The 15655-nt window shown below is 70.9% G+C and carries 14 protein-coding genes; 12 read left to right on the forward strand and 2 right to left on the reverse strand.

All coding sequences use genetic code 11. The annotated features are described in order from the left end of the window. The first annotated feature begins 44 nt into the window (after positions 1–44). Both ACIBVN_RS35760 and ACIBVN_RS35765 read left to right on the forward strand, forming a co-directional pair. Positions 45–1175, forward strand: a complete 1131-nt coding sequence (locus ACIBVN_RS35760; RefSeq protein WP_397144138.1) for a DUF418 domain-containing protein — start codon at positions 45–47, stop codon at positions 1173–1175. Positions 1176–1302: 127 nt separating this feature from the next. After that, entirely contained in the window at positions 1303–2169 is an 867-nt protein-coding gene (locus ACIBVN_RS35765; RefSeq protein ID WP_397144140.1) for an oxidoreductase, read from the forward strand. A 248-nt stretch (positions 2170–2417) separates the two neighbouring features. Here ACIBVN_RS35765 and ACIBVN_RS35770 read toward each other — a convergent pair whose 3' ends face one another. Beyond that, complete coding sequence (locus tag ACIBVN_RS35770) at positions 2418–4424, reverse strand: CehA/McbA family metallohydrolase (protein ID WP_397144142.1); 2007 nt, start codon at positions 4422–4424, stop codon at positions 2418–2420. Positions 4425–4456: 32 nt separating this feature from the next. Here ACIBVN_RS35770 and ACIBVN_RS35775 point away from each other — a divergent pair, with 32 nt between their 5' ends. Beyond that, a complete protein-coding gene (locus tag ACIBVN_RS35775) occupies positions 4457–5182 on the forward strand; it encodes a rhodanese-like domain-containing protein (protein WP_397144144.1) in 726 nt (241 codons plus the stop codon). On the opposite strand, the gene ACIBVN_RS35780 is transcribed toward ACIBVN_RS35775, so the two are convergent. Further along, positions 5183–5464: a HesB/IscA family protein gene (locus ACIBVN_RS35780; RefSeq protein WP_397144146.1), complete on the reverse strand. Its 282-nt coding sequence runs from the start codon at positions 5462–5464 to the stop codon at positions 5183–5185. Between the two features lie 96 nt (positions 5465–5560). Between ACIBVN_RS35780 and ACIBVN_RS35785 the strand changes: the two genes are divergently transcribed. The 9 genes from ACIBVN_RS35785 (at position 5561) to ACIBVN_RS35825 (ending at position 15630) form a co-directional block, all read left to right on the forward strand. After that, positions 5561–6214, forward strand: a complete 654-nt coding sequence (locus ACIBVN_RS35785; protein WP_397144148.1) for an endonuclease — start codon at positions 5561–5563, stop codon at positions 6212–6214. 47 nt (positions 6215–6261) lie between these two features. Next, positions 6262–7035, forward strand: a complete 774-nt coding sequence (locus ACIBVN_RS35790; RefSeq protein WP_397144150.1) for an enoyl-CoA hydratase/isomerase family protein — start codon at positions 6262–6264, stop codon at positions 7033–7035. 67 nt (positions 7036–7102) lie between these two features. Further along, positions 7103–7468 (forward strand): hypothetical protein, encoded by a 366-nt coding sequence (locus tag ACIBVN_RS35795; protein ID WP_397144152.1) that lies wholly within the window; start codon positions 7103–7105, stop codon positions 7466–7468. Beyond that, positions 7459–8664: a DUF6395 domain-containing protein gene (locus tag ACIBVN_RS35800; protein WP_397144154.1), complete on the forward strand. Its 1206-nt coding sequence runs from the start codon at positions 7459–7461 to the stop codon at positions 8662–8664. Before ACIBVN_RS35795 ends, ACIBVN_RS35800 begins: the two co-directional genes overlap by 10 nt. Positions 8665–8719: 55 nt before the next feature. Beyond that, the gene (locus ACIBVN_RS35805) at positions 8720–9562 is read left to right on the forward strand and encodes a M55 family metallopeptidase (RefSeq protein WP_397144156.1); all 843 of its coding nucleotides are present in this window, start codon (positions 8720–8722) and stop codon (positions 9560–9562) included. 24 nt (positions 9563–9586) lie between these two features. Next, entirely contained in the window at positions 9587–11137 is a 1551-nt protein-coding gene (locus ACIBVN_RS35810) for a flavin monoamine oxidase family protein (RefSeq protein WP_397144158.1), read from the forward strand. A 64-nt stretch (positions 11138–11201) separates the two neighbouring features. Beyond that, positions 11202–11714: a YbaK/EbsC family protein gene (locus ACIBVN_RS35815; RefSeq protein ID WP_397144160.1), complete on the forward strand. Its 513-nt coding sequence runs from the start codon at positions 11202–11204 to the stop codon at positions 11712–11714. 132 nt (positions 11715–11846) lie between these two features. After that, entirely contained in the window at positions 11847–13790 is a 1944-nt protein-coding gene (locus ACIBVN_RS35820; RefSeq protein WP_397144162.1) for a protein kinase, read from the forward strand. 16 nt (positions 13791–13806) lie between these two features. Next, positions 13807–15630: a serine/threonine-protein kinase gene (locus ACIBVN_RS35825; protein WP_397144164.1), complete on the forward strand. Its 1824-nt coding sequence runs from the start codon at positions 13807–13809 to the stop codon at positions 15628–15630. Positions 15631–15655: the final 25 nt, after the last annotated feature.

Genomic DNA, 15655 nt, shown 5'->3' on the forward strand with positions numbered 1-15655 from the left:
CTGAACACGTACTATCGCGAAATACGGCCTAGGAAGGAATGGACATGACCCTCACGGCGCCCACCAGCGTGACCGCGAGATCGCTGGCGCCGGATCTGGCACGCGGCGTCATGCTGCTGCTGATCGCCCTGTCGCACGCGCCCGCGTTCGTCGACAACTGGCACGCCGGGCCCGCCGCGCTCGATGCCGCGGCGAAGTTCATCAAGTCCCTGCTCGCCGACAACCAGGCCCGCGACATGTTCGTGTTCCTGTTCGGCTACGGGCTCGGACAGTTGGCCCACCGTCAGCAGGCCAGGGGCAGCGACTGGACCTCGGTCAGGAAACTGCTGCGGCGCAGAGCGCTCTGGCTGATCGTCATCGGCTTCGTGAACACGGTGGTGCTCGTGCCGATCGACATCATCGCGGTGTACGGGCTGACCCTGCTGGTGCTCGCTCCACTCGTGCGAGCGCGGGACTCGGTGCTGTGGTGGACGAGCCTGGTGACGCTGGTTCCCGCGACCCTCCTGCTGGCCTGGCAGACCGTGGCGGCCCAGGCGGGGCCCGTCACCGGGGCGGGGTTCATGGAGCACACGCTTGGCGCGCACCTCGTCGCCAACATCCCGTCCTGGCCGGTGGAGACAGCCGCCGGCATCGTCATGGTGGTGCCGGGCATGCTCGTGGGCCTCTGGGCTGCCAGGCGCCGGATCCTCGACGAGCCCGAGCGGCACCTGCCGTTGCTGCGCCGGATCAGCTTGATCTTCATTGGCGTGTCCATGGCCGGCCGGCTTCCCGCGGCTCTGCTCGCCGCCGGCGTGTGGACGACCGGCTCGGCCCCCGTCAGCTGGGCGGTCGCCGTCGCGCACGACCTGACCGGATACGCGGGCGGCATCGGCATGGCCGCCGCCGTCGGGCTCCTCGCGGTCAAGGTCCGTGGTGGCCGCGTCACCACGGCCCTGGCGGCGCTGGGGCAGCGGTCGCTGACGTTCTACCTGTTCCAGGCCGTGATGTGGATGGTGCTTTTCTACCCGTTCACCCTGAGCCTGCACGACGACCTGAGCATCGCCGCCACCTTCGGGGTCGCCGTCGGCATCTGGCTGCTGTCGGTCGTGCTTGCCGAGTGGATGCGCGTCGCCGGGCGCCGGGGCCCGGCAGAGGTGTTGCTCCGCCGGATGTCATACCGCCGGCGCCAAGCGTAAGACCGGGCCGCGATGTCCCGCAGGTGAGTGGCACTGTCAGCCCTAGGAACGGCGGGGTACTCCCTCAGAGGACGAACATGCCGGAGATTGTCGACGACAACCCGGTACATGAGATGAGAGAAGTGAAATGTCGAGCGATATCTCCGGCGGGGCTCTCACGCTTGCGGACGGCCTCACCCTCAACCGCATGGGGTACGGCGCCATGCAACTGGCCGGTCCCGGCGTCTTCGGACCGCCCAAGGACCGCGACCAGGCCGTCGCCGTGCTCCGCGAAGCCGTCGATCGGGGCATCAACCACATCGACACCAGCGACTTCTACGGGCCCGTCGTGGTCAACGAGCTCATCAGGGAGGCCCTGCACCCGTACCCGGAGGAGCTGCACATCGTCACCAAGGTCGGTGCACGCCGCGGCGAGGACGGGAGCTGGATCCACTCCCTGGACCCCGAGGACCTCAAGGCCCAGGTGCACGAGAACCTCGAGCACCTCGGCGTGGACGTCCTCGACGTCGTCAACCTGCGCCTGCGCTCGCACGAGGGAACCACCGAGGAGTCCATCGCGGAGGAGTTCGGCACCCTGGCCGAGCTGCGGCAGCAGGGCCTGATCCGGCACCTCGGCCTCAGCGGCGCCTCCGGGGTCCAGCTCACCGAGGCACAGGGCATCGCGCCCGTCGTCACCGTGCAGAACCTCTACAACCTGGCCAACCGGCAGGACGACGCCCTCGTCGAGCGGTGCGCGGCCGAGAACATCGCCTTCGCCGCGTTCTTCCCGCTCGGCGGGTTCACCCCGCTCCAGTCGGAGACACTCGCCGACGTGGCCGCCCGCCTGGGCGCCTCGCCGCAGCAGGTGGCCCTGGCCTGGCTGTTGCGGCGTTCGGCCACCACAGTCCTCATCCCGGGGACCTCGTCCGTGGCCCATCTGCGCGAGAACATCGCCGCGGCGGACCTGGTCCTGCCCGCGGACGCGGTCGCGGAGCTCGACACCATCGGCGGGTGACCGGATGCCGGGAAACGGCGGGCGGTGTCCGGCCGCCGGGCGGCTACAGGACGAATTTGAGCGAGGGCCGCTGGTCGCCCAGCTCGTGGCGGCGGCTGACGCGTCCGGCGACGGCGCGCTCGACCACTCCGCCGCTCCTGCGCGTGGTCGAACGCCTCTCCGGCCGGTCGTAGCCGCACCCTCGGCGGCGGCGATGCCCGACGACACCCCGGGCGCGGCGCCGGTCGCGACGCGGCGAGCAGGCAGGGCTAGGGGAGCCGCTGGCGGTAGACGGCCCTGGCGCGCTCGTAGAGGTCCAGGTGGTCGTCCAGCTGCGCGGCGCTCTCGAAGGTGCCGTACTCCCGCAGCAGCACCTCCAGCCGGTCCAGCCAGGCCAGGCACCAGCGCACGTCCGCCGCCCTGGCCACGTGCTCGCCCGCGACGTCCACGTACACCGGGCTGGTGTGGGCGTACGCGCCGGCCGAGTGCATGCTGCGCGGGTGCGCGCCGCCCGAGGCGATCGCCACCACGTACGTCGGCTCGTCCACCGCCATCGACGCGACCAGCCGCCCGGGCGGTCCCTGCGCGAGCACGCCCGCCGCGGTGCGGATCTCCAGGGACTCGACCTCGGGCCCGATCGAGGAGACCACGATCTCCACCCGCTGCCCTGGCGCCAGCTCCAGCGTGTCGCCCGGCCCGTGGCCGTTCACGGTGAGCTCCAGCCACGGCCCGGTGGTGGCGAAGGTGCGGCCGAGCAGGACCGCCTCGGTGAAGGACTCGGCGGTGAGCGGGCCCGCGACGTTCGCGTACACCCGCTCCCACCCCGGCGGGCTGGAGGCGGTGCCGCGGCGGCAGAAGGAGAGCACGGCGTCGGTGCCCGCGGTGACCGCGAGCCTGTTGCCCGCGCCGATCAGGCGGCGGTACACGGCGGCGGTTGCCTGGACGGAGGAGTGGTTGAGCACGTCGAGGGTGTCGATCAGACCCAGCGCGGCGTCCGCGACGATCTCCCTGGCCGCGCAGTTGCGGCCATCGCTGAGCACCACGTCCGGCGGGTCGTCGTCGGAGAACGCGGTGTGGAAGGGGTGCCCGTAACTCGTCACCCCGCCGAGTGCCCGCAGCTCCTCCAGGGCGGCCGTGTTGGGCGGCCAGTCGGCTGTGCCCTCGAACCCCGTGTGGTAGTGCCGCGGCGGCTCCAGCAGGCCGAATGCGGTGAGGTGGCCCACGACGTCGTTGCGGTACTCCACACCGATCCTCGCCAGGTGCCTGTCGTCGGACCACGGCAGGTCCTTGCCCGCCCAGTGCGCGAGCGCCTCGATGTCGTAGACGCGCCCGCTCGCCACGTTGCCGGCCACGAGGTTGAGCACGTGCAGGTCCTCGCCGTGCTGCGCCGCCGCGGCCAGCGTGGGTGCGGCGGGCTCCTCGCCCATCCAGTTGAGGTGCACGTGCAGGTCGCCGCCGTACCAGCCGCGGGCCGCCGCGTCGTACAGGCGCTCGGGCGCCAGCTCGACCAGCGTCTGCGCGCCCGCCTCCGGGGTGACGACGACTTCGGACGAGGTGTACTCCATGCCCCTGGCCACCGTCACGGTGATCGGCTCGGCGGGCACCGTGACCACGAGGTCGTCGCCGTGGAAGTACGGCCTGCGGTGGCCGTCCCTCTTGGGCGGGGCGCCCTCCGGATACCAGCCCTGCCCGTTCGCGCCCGTCACGTTCCACCGGCAGGGGAAGCCCGCCCGAACCCTGATCGTGGCCGCCTCGACCCGCCTGGACAACGGCGACAGATCGACGGGCTGCCCGCCGACGCTGACGTCCCGCTCCAGCGCCACCACCCTGGCGCCATGGGGCGGCACCTCGTACGGCGTGCCGTCCACGACGACCGTGACGGGCTCGTCCGTGCTGGAGTCCAGCAGCAACGACGTACGGAAGGGCCGGTCGTCCAGCACCACCTGCGTGTCGGCCTCCAGCGCGAACCCCTCGGGCGTCAGGCGTAGCGCGGCCAGGTTGTCCAGCACGTCGCCCGCGAGCGCGTCGCGCACGGCCCGCTCCGGATCGACCTCCTCGAGGTGGTCCTCGATCTGCTCCGGGGGATAGAGGTCGGCCAGCTGCCGCCGTGCCGCGTTCCAGTAGTTGTAGCGGCGGTCGAGGAACACGGTGGCCCATGCCTGGGTGACATACGTGATGGGCGGCTCGCCCCAGCAGGGACCGTGCGCGTCACGCAGCTCACGATATTCGGCCAGCGCGCGGGCCACAGGCGCGGGAAGCAGCGGATCGTCACACATCGGGCACTCCCTGAATCGGACGCGTCGTCATCGTGACACGAATCGCCGTCTGCGGGTACGGGGAGGCCATGACGAACATCATCGATCGTGAAGCCGTACAGGATCTGGTCGCCACCGGCCAGGCCCAGCTCGTCGAGGTGCTGCCCGAGGCGGAGTACGCGTGGGCGCACCTGCCCAAGGCCGTGAACCTGCCGCTGGCCGCGATGGGCACGTCGGCGGGCGAGCTCGACCAGGAGCGGCCCGTCATCGTCTACTGCCACGACTGGCTCTGCGACCTGAGCCCGCGGGCCGCGCACCGGCTCGACCGCCTCGGGTTCCGCGAGGTGCACGACTACCGGCTGGGCAAGATGGACTGGCTCGCGGCGGACCTGCCGTACGAGGGCAGTGCCGAGCTGGTGTCGCGGAACGTGCGCCGCGACCCCGTGACCGCCGCCCTCGACGACCCGCTGGACGAGCTCACCGAGCGCATCATCGCCGACCCCGCCGGGCTCGCCGTCGTGGTGGACGAGGACGACGTGGTCCAGGGCGTGGTCGGGTCACGCGAACTCAAGGGCGCCGACCTGAACGGCACCGCCGAGCGGGTCATGCGCGTCGGCGTGACCACGGTGCGGCCGAGCGAGCAGCTCGGACCCCTGATTCAGCGGATGGACCGTGCCAAAGTGGACCACGTCGTCGTCACCCAGATGGACGGCAGGCTCGTGGGCCTGTTCGGGCTGGGCGACGTGCGCTCGCCCGCATCTGAGTCCGACCTGGGTTGATCAACGCCGGCTCAACCGGAAGTTGGGTTGCCCGGGCACGCCCGGCTGCGCGTCGAGCGACTTGTCGTCGAGGATCTGCGCCACGTCCTCCGCGACGAAGACCCGTACGTCCTCCTTCTCGACCACCTGGTCACCGGCGTGCGGCGTGCTGGCCAGCGACAGCTCGAGCGTCCCCGCCGCATCGGGCTTCGGGGAGATGCGCAGGCCCGCGTCGGCAGGCACGTCCTCTCCCACCATCAGATCACGGATCGCCTCGACGGCGTTGTCAGTCAATGTCAGCACAGCGAGCTCCTTCGCCATCGACGAACCCTTCGCCTCCCCCACACCCCTCGTCCCAAACCCGGCATGTCAGGACAGCTCCCGGGTAGCGGTGCCGGCATGGGTAAGACCGACAAGGCCGTCCTCGACGTCCTGCTCGACCGCTACGGGCGGACGTTCGCCAAAGAGGCCGGTATCAAGCTCGCCGACCAGCCCAAGCCGCTGTACCAGCTGCTCGTCCTGGCCAATCTGCTCAGCGCCCGGATCTCGGCCGAGATCGCGGTCGCGGCCGCCAAAGAGTTGTTCAAGGCGGGGTACGGCACTCCCAAGGCCATGCGGGACGCGAGCTGGCAGGACCGCGTGGACGCGCTGGGCCGCGGCCACTACCGCCGCTACGACGAGCGCACCTCGACCATGCTGGGCAAGGCCGCCGAGCTGCTCCTGGACCGCTGGAAGGGCGACCTGCGCCGCCTGCGCGAGGAGGCCGGCGGCGATGTCCGCAGGATCACGCAGCTGCTGACGGAGTTCCCCGGCATCGGCCCGACGGGGGCCGACATCTTCCTGCGCGAGGTCCAGGCGGTGTGGCCCCAGGTCGCGCCGCACCTGGACAAGCGGGTGCTGGACGGCGCGGAGGAGCTCGGACTGCCGCGCCAGGAACGCCCGCTGGCCCGGCTGGCCCATTCGAACGACGAGCTGGCCCGGCTGTCGGCGGCGCTCGTACGGGTGTCGCGCAGCAAGAAGACGGTGGACGAGGTGATGGCCGCCGCCCACTGACCGCTGGATCCATGGCCAGGCGCGGGCGCTCTGTTAGGTTCGGGTCCATGGGTGAGTTTGTGAGCGTCGAAGTGGCCGACCAGATCGCCACGATCCGTCTTGACCGTCCGAAGATGAACGCCCTCAACGGCCAGGTCCAGCGGGAGATCGCCGAGGCCGCCCGCGAGGTGGACGCCGACCCGCAGGTGCAGGCGGTGATCGTCTACGGCGGCGAGAAGGTCTTCGCCGCCGGCGCCGACATCAAAGAGATGGCCGACATGTCCTACGCCGACATGGCCACCCACTCCCGTACGCTGCAGGCCTGCTTCACGGCGGTCGCCCAGATCGGCAAGCCGGTCATCGCCGCCATCGCCGGATACGCCCTGGGCGGCGGCTGCGAGCTCGCCCTCTGCGCCGACTTCCGGGTCGCGGGCGAGTCGGCCAAGCTGGGCCAGCCGGAGATCCTGCTCGGCATCATCCCCGGCGCCGGAGGCACGCAGCGCCTGCCGCGCCTGATCGGCCCCGCCCGCGCCAAGGATCTGATCTTCACGGGCCGCCACGTGCCCGCCGCCGAGGCGCTCGCGATGGGCCTGGTGGACCGGGTGGTGCCGGACGAGCAGGTCTACACGGCCGCCCTGGAGTGGGCCGCCACGTTCGTCGGCGGCCCCACGGTCGCGCTCCGCGCCGCCAAGCAGGCCATCGACCAGGGCCTGGAGGTCGACCTCGACACCGGCCTCGAGGTCGAGCGCCTGCAGTTCTCCGGCCTCTTCGCCACAGACGACGCCAAGACCGGCATGCGGGCGTTCACGGAGAAGGCAAAGCCCAAATTCACAGGTCGTTGACAAGAAAGTCGACCCATTCGGAAAGCTCGTCCTTTCGGGCGGGGGTTTACCACTATGGTGGCGTTTCATGATGCGCCTCCTGGTCCCCGCCCGGCTCCGGAAGGCCGTGCGCACGTGGTTCGACTCCCGCTACATCTCCATTTCCGACCATCGTCAGGACATCAGGGACGCGCTCTGGGAGGTCCAGACGCTGCGGCGGGAGATGGCGACCCTCCAGAGCGAGGTCGAGCGCCTCAGGAACGCCCGCCCGGCGCCGGCCGACAGGGCTGACAGGGCCGACAGGGCGAAGATCGACGAGGCCCACCGGCTGGCCGAGGAGACGGCGAAGGCGCTGGACGGCGTGCTCCAGAACGAGGTCCTGGTCTGGCAGGCCATCGACGACCTCCGCGCCGGCCGTACCGCCGGCGAGCAGGGAGAGCAGTCGTGCGCGTGACCTGGTCAGGCACGGGCCTGACCTTCCGCCTCGACGCGGAGGACGAGATCACGGGCAAGGCCTCCGACGAGCACCCCGTCAAGCTGGCCACCAACTCCTGCTCCATCGGCGGCGTCCCCGACGACGCCCACCCCGACCTCTTCGCCGTGGCCGCCTGGACGGTCGTGGCGCCGTGGACCAGGAAGCGGATCACCTTCGACCGCGCCATCTCGGCCCAGGTGGCCGAGGCGCTGCACGCCGGCTGGGGCATCGAGGCGGGCCCGGTGGGAGTGGAGCCGCGCCAGACCGGGGCCAGGCTGGCGATCTCGTACAGCGGCGGCGCGGACTCCGTGGCGGCGGCCACGATCTACCCCGAGGCGCCCTTCGTGCACTTCCGGCGGGTGCCCCATCCGCGCGTCCCCAACCGCTGGTCCCACTACCGAGCGGACGTCCTGGCCAAGCTCGCCGCGAAGACGGGGCGCGAGCTGAGCACGGTCGACTCCGACCTCGAGTTCACGCTGGCCGAGCCCCGCCCCGGCTACCCGGAGCACCACGCGGTCGCGGCGGGCGCGTTGCTGCTGGCCGACCAGCTGGACCTCGGCGGTCTGGGGTTCGGCTACGAGCTCGGTTCGCGCTGGCTCGGCGGTGACCGCTATCTGTTGCGCTACACCCCCGACAACCCCATGTGGTCGCCGCACGGAAAGTGGGGCAGGCTGTTCGCCGCCGCCGGCGTGCACATCGTGCTGCCCGTCGGCGGGGTGAGCGAGGCGACCACCATGCGCCTGGCCCTGGGCTCCGACCTCAAGGACTACGTGCGCTGGTGCCTGCGCGGCACCGACGGCCCCTGCCGTACCTGCGGGAAGTGCCTCTACAAGGAGCTCATCCAGGCGGCCGTCGAGCGCCGCCCGCTCGACACCCCCGTCACCGCCGACCGCCCGGTCGCCCGCAAGTGGCTCAGGAAGCCGCCGTACGGGGGCATGGAGATGATCCAGTACGGGCTGGCGCGCGTGCCCGGCATCGAGAACACGCTCTTCGCGGGGACGCTCGACTACTTCGACGTCACGGAGGAGTCCACGAGCTGGCTCGACCGCTGCTACCCGCGGGCCCTTGAGGAGATCCCCGCTCAGTGGCGCGGCGAGGCGACGGCGTTCGTCGGCGAGCACGTCGGGCTGATGACGCAGGAGCAGGTCCGCCAGGTGGAGACATGGGGCTCCTGACCCCTTTCGAAGGACCCGGCAGTTAAGGAGCCCGGCAGTTGAGGAGTAGGGACGCGTGAAGGTTTATCTGTCGGTGGACATGGAGGGCGTGACGGGGTTGACCGACCCCGAGGAGATGCACGCCGGCAAGCGCGGCTACGAGCGCGGCTGCGAGCTGATGACCGCCGACGCCAACGCCGCCATCGAGGGGGCGTTCGACGCAGGAGCGGCAGGCGTGCTGGTCAACGACGCCCACGGGTCCACGAAGAACCTCAGGATCGATCTGCTGGACCCCCGGGCGAGCCTCATCCGCGGCCCCGGGAAGGCGCAGCGGATGGCTCAGGGGCTCGACGGGTCGTTCCAGGCCGCGTGCTTCGTGGGCTACCACGCCCGCGCGGGCGTACAGGACGGCGTCCTGAACCACACCTGGATGGGCAAGGAGATCCAGAACGTCTACCTCAACGGCGACCTGTGCGGCGAGACGCGGCTCGTCGCGGCGTGCGCCGGGTTCCACGGGGTGCCGGTCGTGCTGGTGACCGGGGACGAGGCCGTCGGCGCGGAAGCGCGCGAGCTGCTGGGCGATGTCGAGACGGTGGCGGTGAAGAAGGGGATCGACAAGTTCTCGGCCGAGTTGTTGCCACCCAGCGTCGCCCAGGCCAGGATCCGTGAGGCCACGGCGCGAGCGCTGCGCCGGTTGACCGACTTCACGCCGTACCAGGTGCCGGCGCCGTACACACTTGGGGTGGAGTGGAACTCCACCGCCATCGCCGCCGCCGTGGCGCTGGTCCCGGGGGTGAAGACGGTGGGGTCGCGGCACACGGAGTTCACGACTGACGACTTCACGCAGATCATGGCGCTGTTCGGCATCTTCGCCACCATCGGCGGCCAGGTCGCCTGCGGCAGCGGCCCGTACGGCTGAGCCGGGCAGCGAGGAGACGGAGAAGTGGACGGGGCGGCACTGACGCGGCGGGGGTTACTCGTCGGGATCGGGGCGGTGGGCGGCGCGGGAGCCATGTACGCCGCCATGGGCGCACTCGGCCTGGCGCCGTCGGAGCAGGACAAGCAGTTCGTCGCTCCGAGGCCGGGCGACTTCAGCCTGCGTGGCAAAGGGGCGGCCAAGGTCGTGATCCTCGGCGCCGGGGTGGCGGGGCTGACGGCCGCGTACGAGCTGGGCAAGGCCGGGTACGACTGCACGCTGCTCGAAGCCAGGGACCGGGCGGGCGGGCGCAACCTCACCCTGCGCGGCGGCGACCGGCTGGCCGAGCTCAACGGCCCCACCCAGGAGGTGAAGTTCGGGGAGGGCGTCTACTTCAACGCGGGCCCCGGCCGGATCGCCCCGTGGATGGTGACGCTGGACTACTGCCGCGAACTGGGCATCCCCATCGAGACCTTCGTCAACAACAACGCCGCGGCCTACGTGCACACCAACGGCCAGACGATGCGGGCCCGCACTGCCCGAGCAGATATGTACGGCTATATCGCGGAATTACTGGCCAAAGCGACAAATGTCGGTGCACTCAACAAGGCCATCACCAAAGACGACCAGGAAAGGCTGCTCGAGTTCCTCAGACGGTTCGGCGACCTGGGTCCCAAACTCGAGTACGAAGGGTCCATGCGGCGCGGTTTCGTGAAATATCCGGCAATAAGCGTCGGCACCCCGCTCGACGCCCCCGGCTCGCTCAGCCAGGTCCTCGCCGCCGGCACCGGCCGGGCCATCACCAACGACTTCGGCTACGAGCAGGCCACCCCCATGTTCCAGCCGGTCGGCGGCATGGACGCCATCGTCACGAAGCTGATGGAGGCGGTGGGCAAGGACCGGATCAGGACCGGCGCCCGGGTCACCAAGATCACCAACCTCGGCGACGGCGTGGAGGTCCTCTACGAGGGCGGCAGCGTCAAGGCCGACTACTGCATCGCCGCCCTCCCGCCCCACCTCCTCGCCAAGATCCCGCACAATCTGGGCGACCCGGTCACCACCGCGCTCAAGGCCCCGATCCCGGTCGCCACCGGCAAGATCGGCCTGGAGTACGGCAAGCGCTGGTGGGAGCTGGAGGACCGCATCTACGGCGGCGTGACCGAGACCGACCTCGACATCACGCACATCTGGTACCCGTCCCACGGCTACCACTCGGAACGCGGCCTCCTCGTCGGCTACTACAACACCGAGCAGAACGCCGAGCTGTACGGAGCCCTCACCCCGGAGGACAGACGGCGCAGAGCGCTCACCCAGGGCAAGAAGATCCACGGCGACAAGTACCGCCAGAACCTCCTGTCCAGCGTCTCCATCGCCTGGCACCGCCAGCAGCACATCCAGGGAGGCTGGGTGCGCTGGCCGGACTTTGATTCGTCCTTCACTTTTCTGCAACGCCCCGCCGGAAGGGTTTACTTCGCGGGCGACTGGCTCACCCATCTGATCGCCTGGCAGGCGGGGGCCATGGAGTCGGCCCGCGGCGTCGTCACCCAGCTGCACCAGCGAGTGCTGCAGTCCGGGTGATGCCGCACGCTGCTCCCGTGACTGGAGTTAGGGTCCTGGGAGAAAGCGATCGAGGAGAGATGGGATGGCGTTGCACTGGATGCCCGCGACCGAACGGACCGACCTGCTGGCCGATCCGGTGGCGGCGGCCGTGGGGGACATAGAGGGTGCCGAGGTGGCCGAGATCGACCCCGAGCTGGCCGACACGGCGGCGTTCTGCGAGCGGTACGGCGTGACACTCGACGAGTCGGCCAACTGCGTGGTCGTGGCGGCCAAGCGGGGTGGCGAGACGCGCTACGCCGCCTGCATGGTGCTCGCGACGATGCGCGTGGACGTCAACGGCGTCGTCCGCAGGCACCTCGACGCCCGCAAGGCGAGCTTCGCGCCGATGGCCGACGCGGTCGAGCTGACCGGGATGGAGTACGGCGGCATCACCCCGCTCGGCCTGCCGGGCGACTGGCCGATCCTGGTGGACACGCGCGTCGCCGAGCACCCGAGGGTGGTGATCGGGAGCGGCGTGCGCAGGTCCAAGCTGGCCGTCTCCGGCGCCGCGCTGGCCGGGCTGAAGCACGCCGAGGTGCTGCCGCTGGCCGGCTGACAGAAAACTGAAGCCGATTCGAGACCGTTGGATGGGAAACCGATGGGGCCTTTCTGGACGTTGTACGAGTGGGAATGTGGCCTCATGGTTCATCTCGTGGGCGGGGATTAAGCCGGTATGGTGCTTCATGCCATGAACGATGACCGACTAGGCCCTTACCGGCTGCTCAGGCGGCTAGGTGAAGGCGGGATGGGCGTTGTCCACCTTGCTGTCGACCCCCAGGGGCGGCAGGTGGCGGTCAAGGTCCTGCGCGGAGAGGTCGCCGGCGACGAGGTCGCCAGGCGGCGGCTTTCGCGTGAGGTCGAGACGATGCGGCGCGTGCGGAGCAAATACATCGCCGAGGTGCTCGACGCCGACGTCACCGGTCATCGCCCGTACATCGTCACCCGCTACGTCCCCGGCCGCCCCCTCGACGAGATCGTCAAGGACGACGGGCCGCTCGACCTGCCCGCGCTGGTCAGGATCGCGCACGGGGTGGCGTCCGCGCTGGACTCCGTGCACTCGGTGGGCGTGATCCACCGCGACCTCAAGCCGGGCAACGTGCTGATCCTCGACGGCGAGCCCGTCCTGATCGACTTCGGCATCGCCCAGGCGGTGGACGCGACGCGGCTGACGCAGACCGGCATGTTCATCGGCACGCCCGGCTATCTCGCCCCCGAGATCATCGAGGGGCAGGAGGCCGGTCCCGAGGTCGACATCCACGCGTGGGCGGGCACGCTGCTGTTCGCAGCGACCGGCCTGCCGCCCTTCGGCAAGGGCACGCTGGAGATGATCTTCTACAACATCACCGCGGGCAAGGCCGACGTGAGTGCCGCCCCCGCGGAGCTGCAGCCGCTGCTCAAGGCCGCGTTCCAGCGCAATCCGAACAAGCGCCCCAGGGCGGCGGAGCTGGCCGCGAAGACCATCAGGATCCTGCCCGAGCCGAAGGGTGTCTCGCCCGACGACATCTTGACCGTCCCGCGCCCCAAGGAGGTCGTGCCCGACCTCGCGCCGGTGCAGGACAAGCCGTCGTACGACATCTCCACGCCGCCGGTGACGCCGAAGCGCCTGCTCGAGTCGCAGGAGCAGCCGGTCGCGCCGCCGCAGGAGCAGGAGTACGTCTCGCTCCTGCCCAACCAGCCCGACCCGTGGCCGACCCGCAGGGTGACGCCCGAGGAGCTGCGGCGGATCCAGCGCGAGAGCGGGATGACCCCGCCCTGGCAGCAGCAGCCGGCCAACAACCACGGCCTCGCGGCCCCGCCCGGCGAGGGCGACGTGCCGACCAAGCGGGTGCGTCCCGAGTCGCCCGACTACGGCAGGCTCCACACGCCGGTGCCGAACGCGCCGGTCCCCCATGCCCAGGGCCACGGCGCGGGTCCCGCCCTGCCCGACTACGCCAGGCCCGCGCCGAGCCCGCTCCAGCCGCCCCCGTACATCCCGCCGCAATACCCGCAGCCCGAGCCGTACGTTCCGGCGGTCCCGTCAGTCAACGGGCTGCAGCGTTCCAAGGCGTACGGCGTGGCGAGCGCGATGCTGCTCGTCCTGATGATCGTGGCCGCGGTGCTCGCGCCCGTGGTCGTCGCGGTTCTGGCGATCCCGGCGGCGATCCTGCTGCGCGCGGCCGACCTGGCCCAGCCCCAGCTCGCCGCCCGCCGGGCCGCGGGGGCGGCGGCCGCCGACGTGGTCAAGGTGTTCGCCCATCCTCAAGCGCTGGCCAAGTCGGTGGGCATCACGCTGGCGCTGGTCCTCTACGCGCTCATCCTCGGCCTGCCGGTGACCCTGCTGCTCACCGTGGTGGCCAGAATGGACCCGTCCAATGCCCTGGCCTGGGGCGCCGCGGTCGCGCTGTGGACCGTGTGCGCGGGTCCGGGAGTGGAGGGTCCTGGCAAACAGATGCGCAGGACGCTCTCATCGCTCGTACCCTCGAGGACAGCGGCGATGGTGATGGCGGGAGTCCTCGCGGCGGGCGCCGCGCTCTCGCTGATCCTCGCTGCCGGCACGTTCGGGGACAAGCCAAGGGGGGCCGTATGGACTCCGCTGAACGTCGATCCAGTGGTCGAGCAGCTAGAAGGTCTGAGGGGGAATTCCGGGGGATGACGCGGGGAAGGTGGCGATGAACACCCAGGCAGCAGACCGCCTCGGCCCGTACCGTCTGGTCAGGAAGATCGGCGAGGGCGGCATGGGGGTCGTCCACCTCGGTCTCGACGGCGAGGGTCGCGAGGTCGCCATCAAGGTCCTCCACCCGCACGTGGCCGCCGACCTCAAGGCGCGCGACCGGCTCACCCGCGAGGTCGAGACCATGCGCCGGGTGCGGAGCCCGCACGTCGCCGAGGTCATCGACGCCGAGCTCGTGGGCGGCCAGCCGTACGTCGTGACCCGCTTCGCGCCGGGTCGCACGCTGGAGGACACCGTCCTGGAGGAAGGTCCTCTGGAAGCGCGCGAGGTCATCAGGCTCGCCCAGGGGCTCTGCCAGGCGCTGGTGGCCATCCACGCGGCCGACGTGATCCACCGCGATTTCAAGCCGTCCAACGTCATGCTGGTCAACGGCGAGCCGCTGGTCATCGACTTCGGCATCGCCCACCTGGTGAACGCGACCAGGCTGACGCAGACCGGCATGTTCGTGGGCACGCCCGGCTACCTGGCGCCCGAGATCATCCGCGACTCCGACATCACGCAGGCGGCCGACGTGCACGCGCTGGCCTCGACGGTGTTCTTCGCCGCCACCGGCGCGCCGCCGTTCGGCACGGGGACGTTCGAGGCGGTCTGCTTCAACATCATGGAAGGGCGGGCGCAGCTCGACAAGGCGCCCGCGTGGCTGCGCGGCTGGCTCGGCAGGGCGCTCAGGGTCGATCCCGCGACCCGGCCAGGCGCGCAGGAGCTGCTGCGGATGGCCAGGGCGCTCGATCCCTCGGTGACCACGTTCCACGAGAACTCCTTCGACGAGGCCTCCGCCGACGGGCCGACGGGCACCAAGCGCATGGGCGGCGGCACCCGGACCATGGACACGTTCTCCGACCTGCTGCCGCCGGTCGAGTACGGCAGGCCCGCGCCGCCTCCGCACAAGGAGGAGAGGCCGCCCCCGTACCGCGAGGAGAGGCCGCCGCCATACCGGGAGGAGAGGCCGCCACCCTACGTGCCCGCACCGGTCGCGGCCAGGCCGCCGATGCCGCGCCCCGACCAGCGGGTCGCCGGCTACCCGGCGCCGCCGCCGACGGCGCCGTCGCAGGCCAGGCCACATACGCCGCCGCCCCGCTACCAGCCGCCGGCCGAGCGGAAGAGATACCTGTTCGGCAGCCAGTTCGTGGGCCTGCTGCTGCTGGTCACGCTGGTGGCGCTGACCGTCATGATGCCGGTCATGGTGGGCGCGGTCGCCGTCGCGCTCGCCCTGGTGCTGCGCCTCGGCGAATACCTCTTCGGCGACCTGGCCAAACGGCGGCAGATACGCGGGAGCAGCTCGGCCGATCCGCTGCTGGCGGTGGCCGGCACGCCCTGGGCGCTGGTGAAGTCCGCGCTCATGACGGTCGTGCACGTGCCGCTGGCGTTGCTGTTCGGCCTGTGTGTCTGGGGCGCGCTCCGCTGGGTGGGCCAAATGGGGTTCAACGAGGCGGCCTCGTTCGCGGCGGGTGCCTTCGTGGCGGGCCTGTTCGTGCTGCCGGGCGGCGGCGCGCCGCGCAAGGCCGTCACCCGCTCGCTGACCGGCGTGCTGCGCAGCCCCGGTGCGGCGCTGGTCGCGGTCGTGGTGGTGGGCACGGCGGCGCTGTTCGCGGTGATGTTCGCGCTGGGGCAGGACCCGGTGTGGTATCCGTGGCGGGCACCGGAGTCGGTCTTCGACGACCTGGCGAGCGACGCCAAGCAGAGCACGATCGGCCTGATCACCGGAATGATCGACAGTCTGCTCAAAGACCTCGGATTGGGATTCCTGACGTCCTGGTTCTGAGTGTCCCCGCGGGCTCTCGGGGGGA

Origin of the sequence: Nonomuraea sp. NPDC049400 (assembly GCF_044466425.1) — a bacterium.
Lineage (GTDB): Bacteria > Actinomycetota > Actinomycetes > Streptosporangiales > Streptosporangiaceae > Nonomuraea.

Bases quoted from the DNA above. Each gene is read 5' to 3' on its own strand.
- ACIBVN_RS35760 (WP_397144138.1), top strand. From the start codon at position 45: ATGACCCTCACGGCGCCCACCAGCGTGACCGCGAGATCGCTGGCGCCG.
- ACIBVN_RS35765 (WP_397144140.1), top strand. From the start codon at position 1,303: ATGTCGAGCGATATCTCCGGCGGGGCTCTCACGCTTGCGGACGGCCTC.
- ACIBVN_RS35770 (WP_397144142.1), bottom strand. From the start codon at position 4,424: ATGTGTGACGATCCGCTGCTTCCCGCGCCTGTGGCCCGCGCGCTGGCC.
- ACIBVN_RS35785 (WP_397144148.1), top strand. From the start codon at position 5,561: ATGGGTAAGACCGACAAGGCCGTCCTCGACGTCCTGCTCGACCGCTAC.
- ACIBVN_RS35790 (WP_397144150.1), top strand. From the start codon at position 6,262: ATGGGTGAGTTTGTGAGCGTCGAAGTGGCCGACCAGATCGCCACGATC.
- ACIBVN_RS35795 (WP_397144152.1), top strand. From the start codon at position 7,103: ATGATGCGCCTCCTGGTCCCCGCCCGGCTCCGGAAGGCCGTGCGCACG.
- ACIBVN_RS35815 (WP_397144160.1), top strand. From the start codon at position 11,202: ATGGCGTTGCACTGGATGCCCGCGACCGAACGGACCGACCTGCTGGCC.
- ACIBVN_RS35820 (WP_397144162.1), top strand. From the start codon at position 11,847: ATGAACGATGACCGACTAGGCCCTTACCGGCTGCTCAGGCGGCTAGGT.
- ACIBVN_RS35825 (WP_397144164.1), top strand. From the start codon at position 13,807: ATGAACACCCAGGCAGCAGACCGCCTCGGCCCGTACCGTCTGGTCAGG.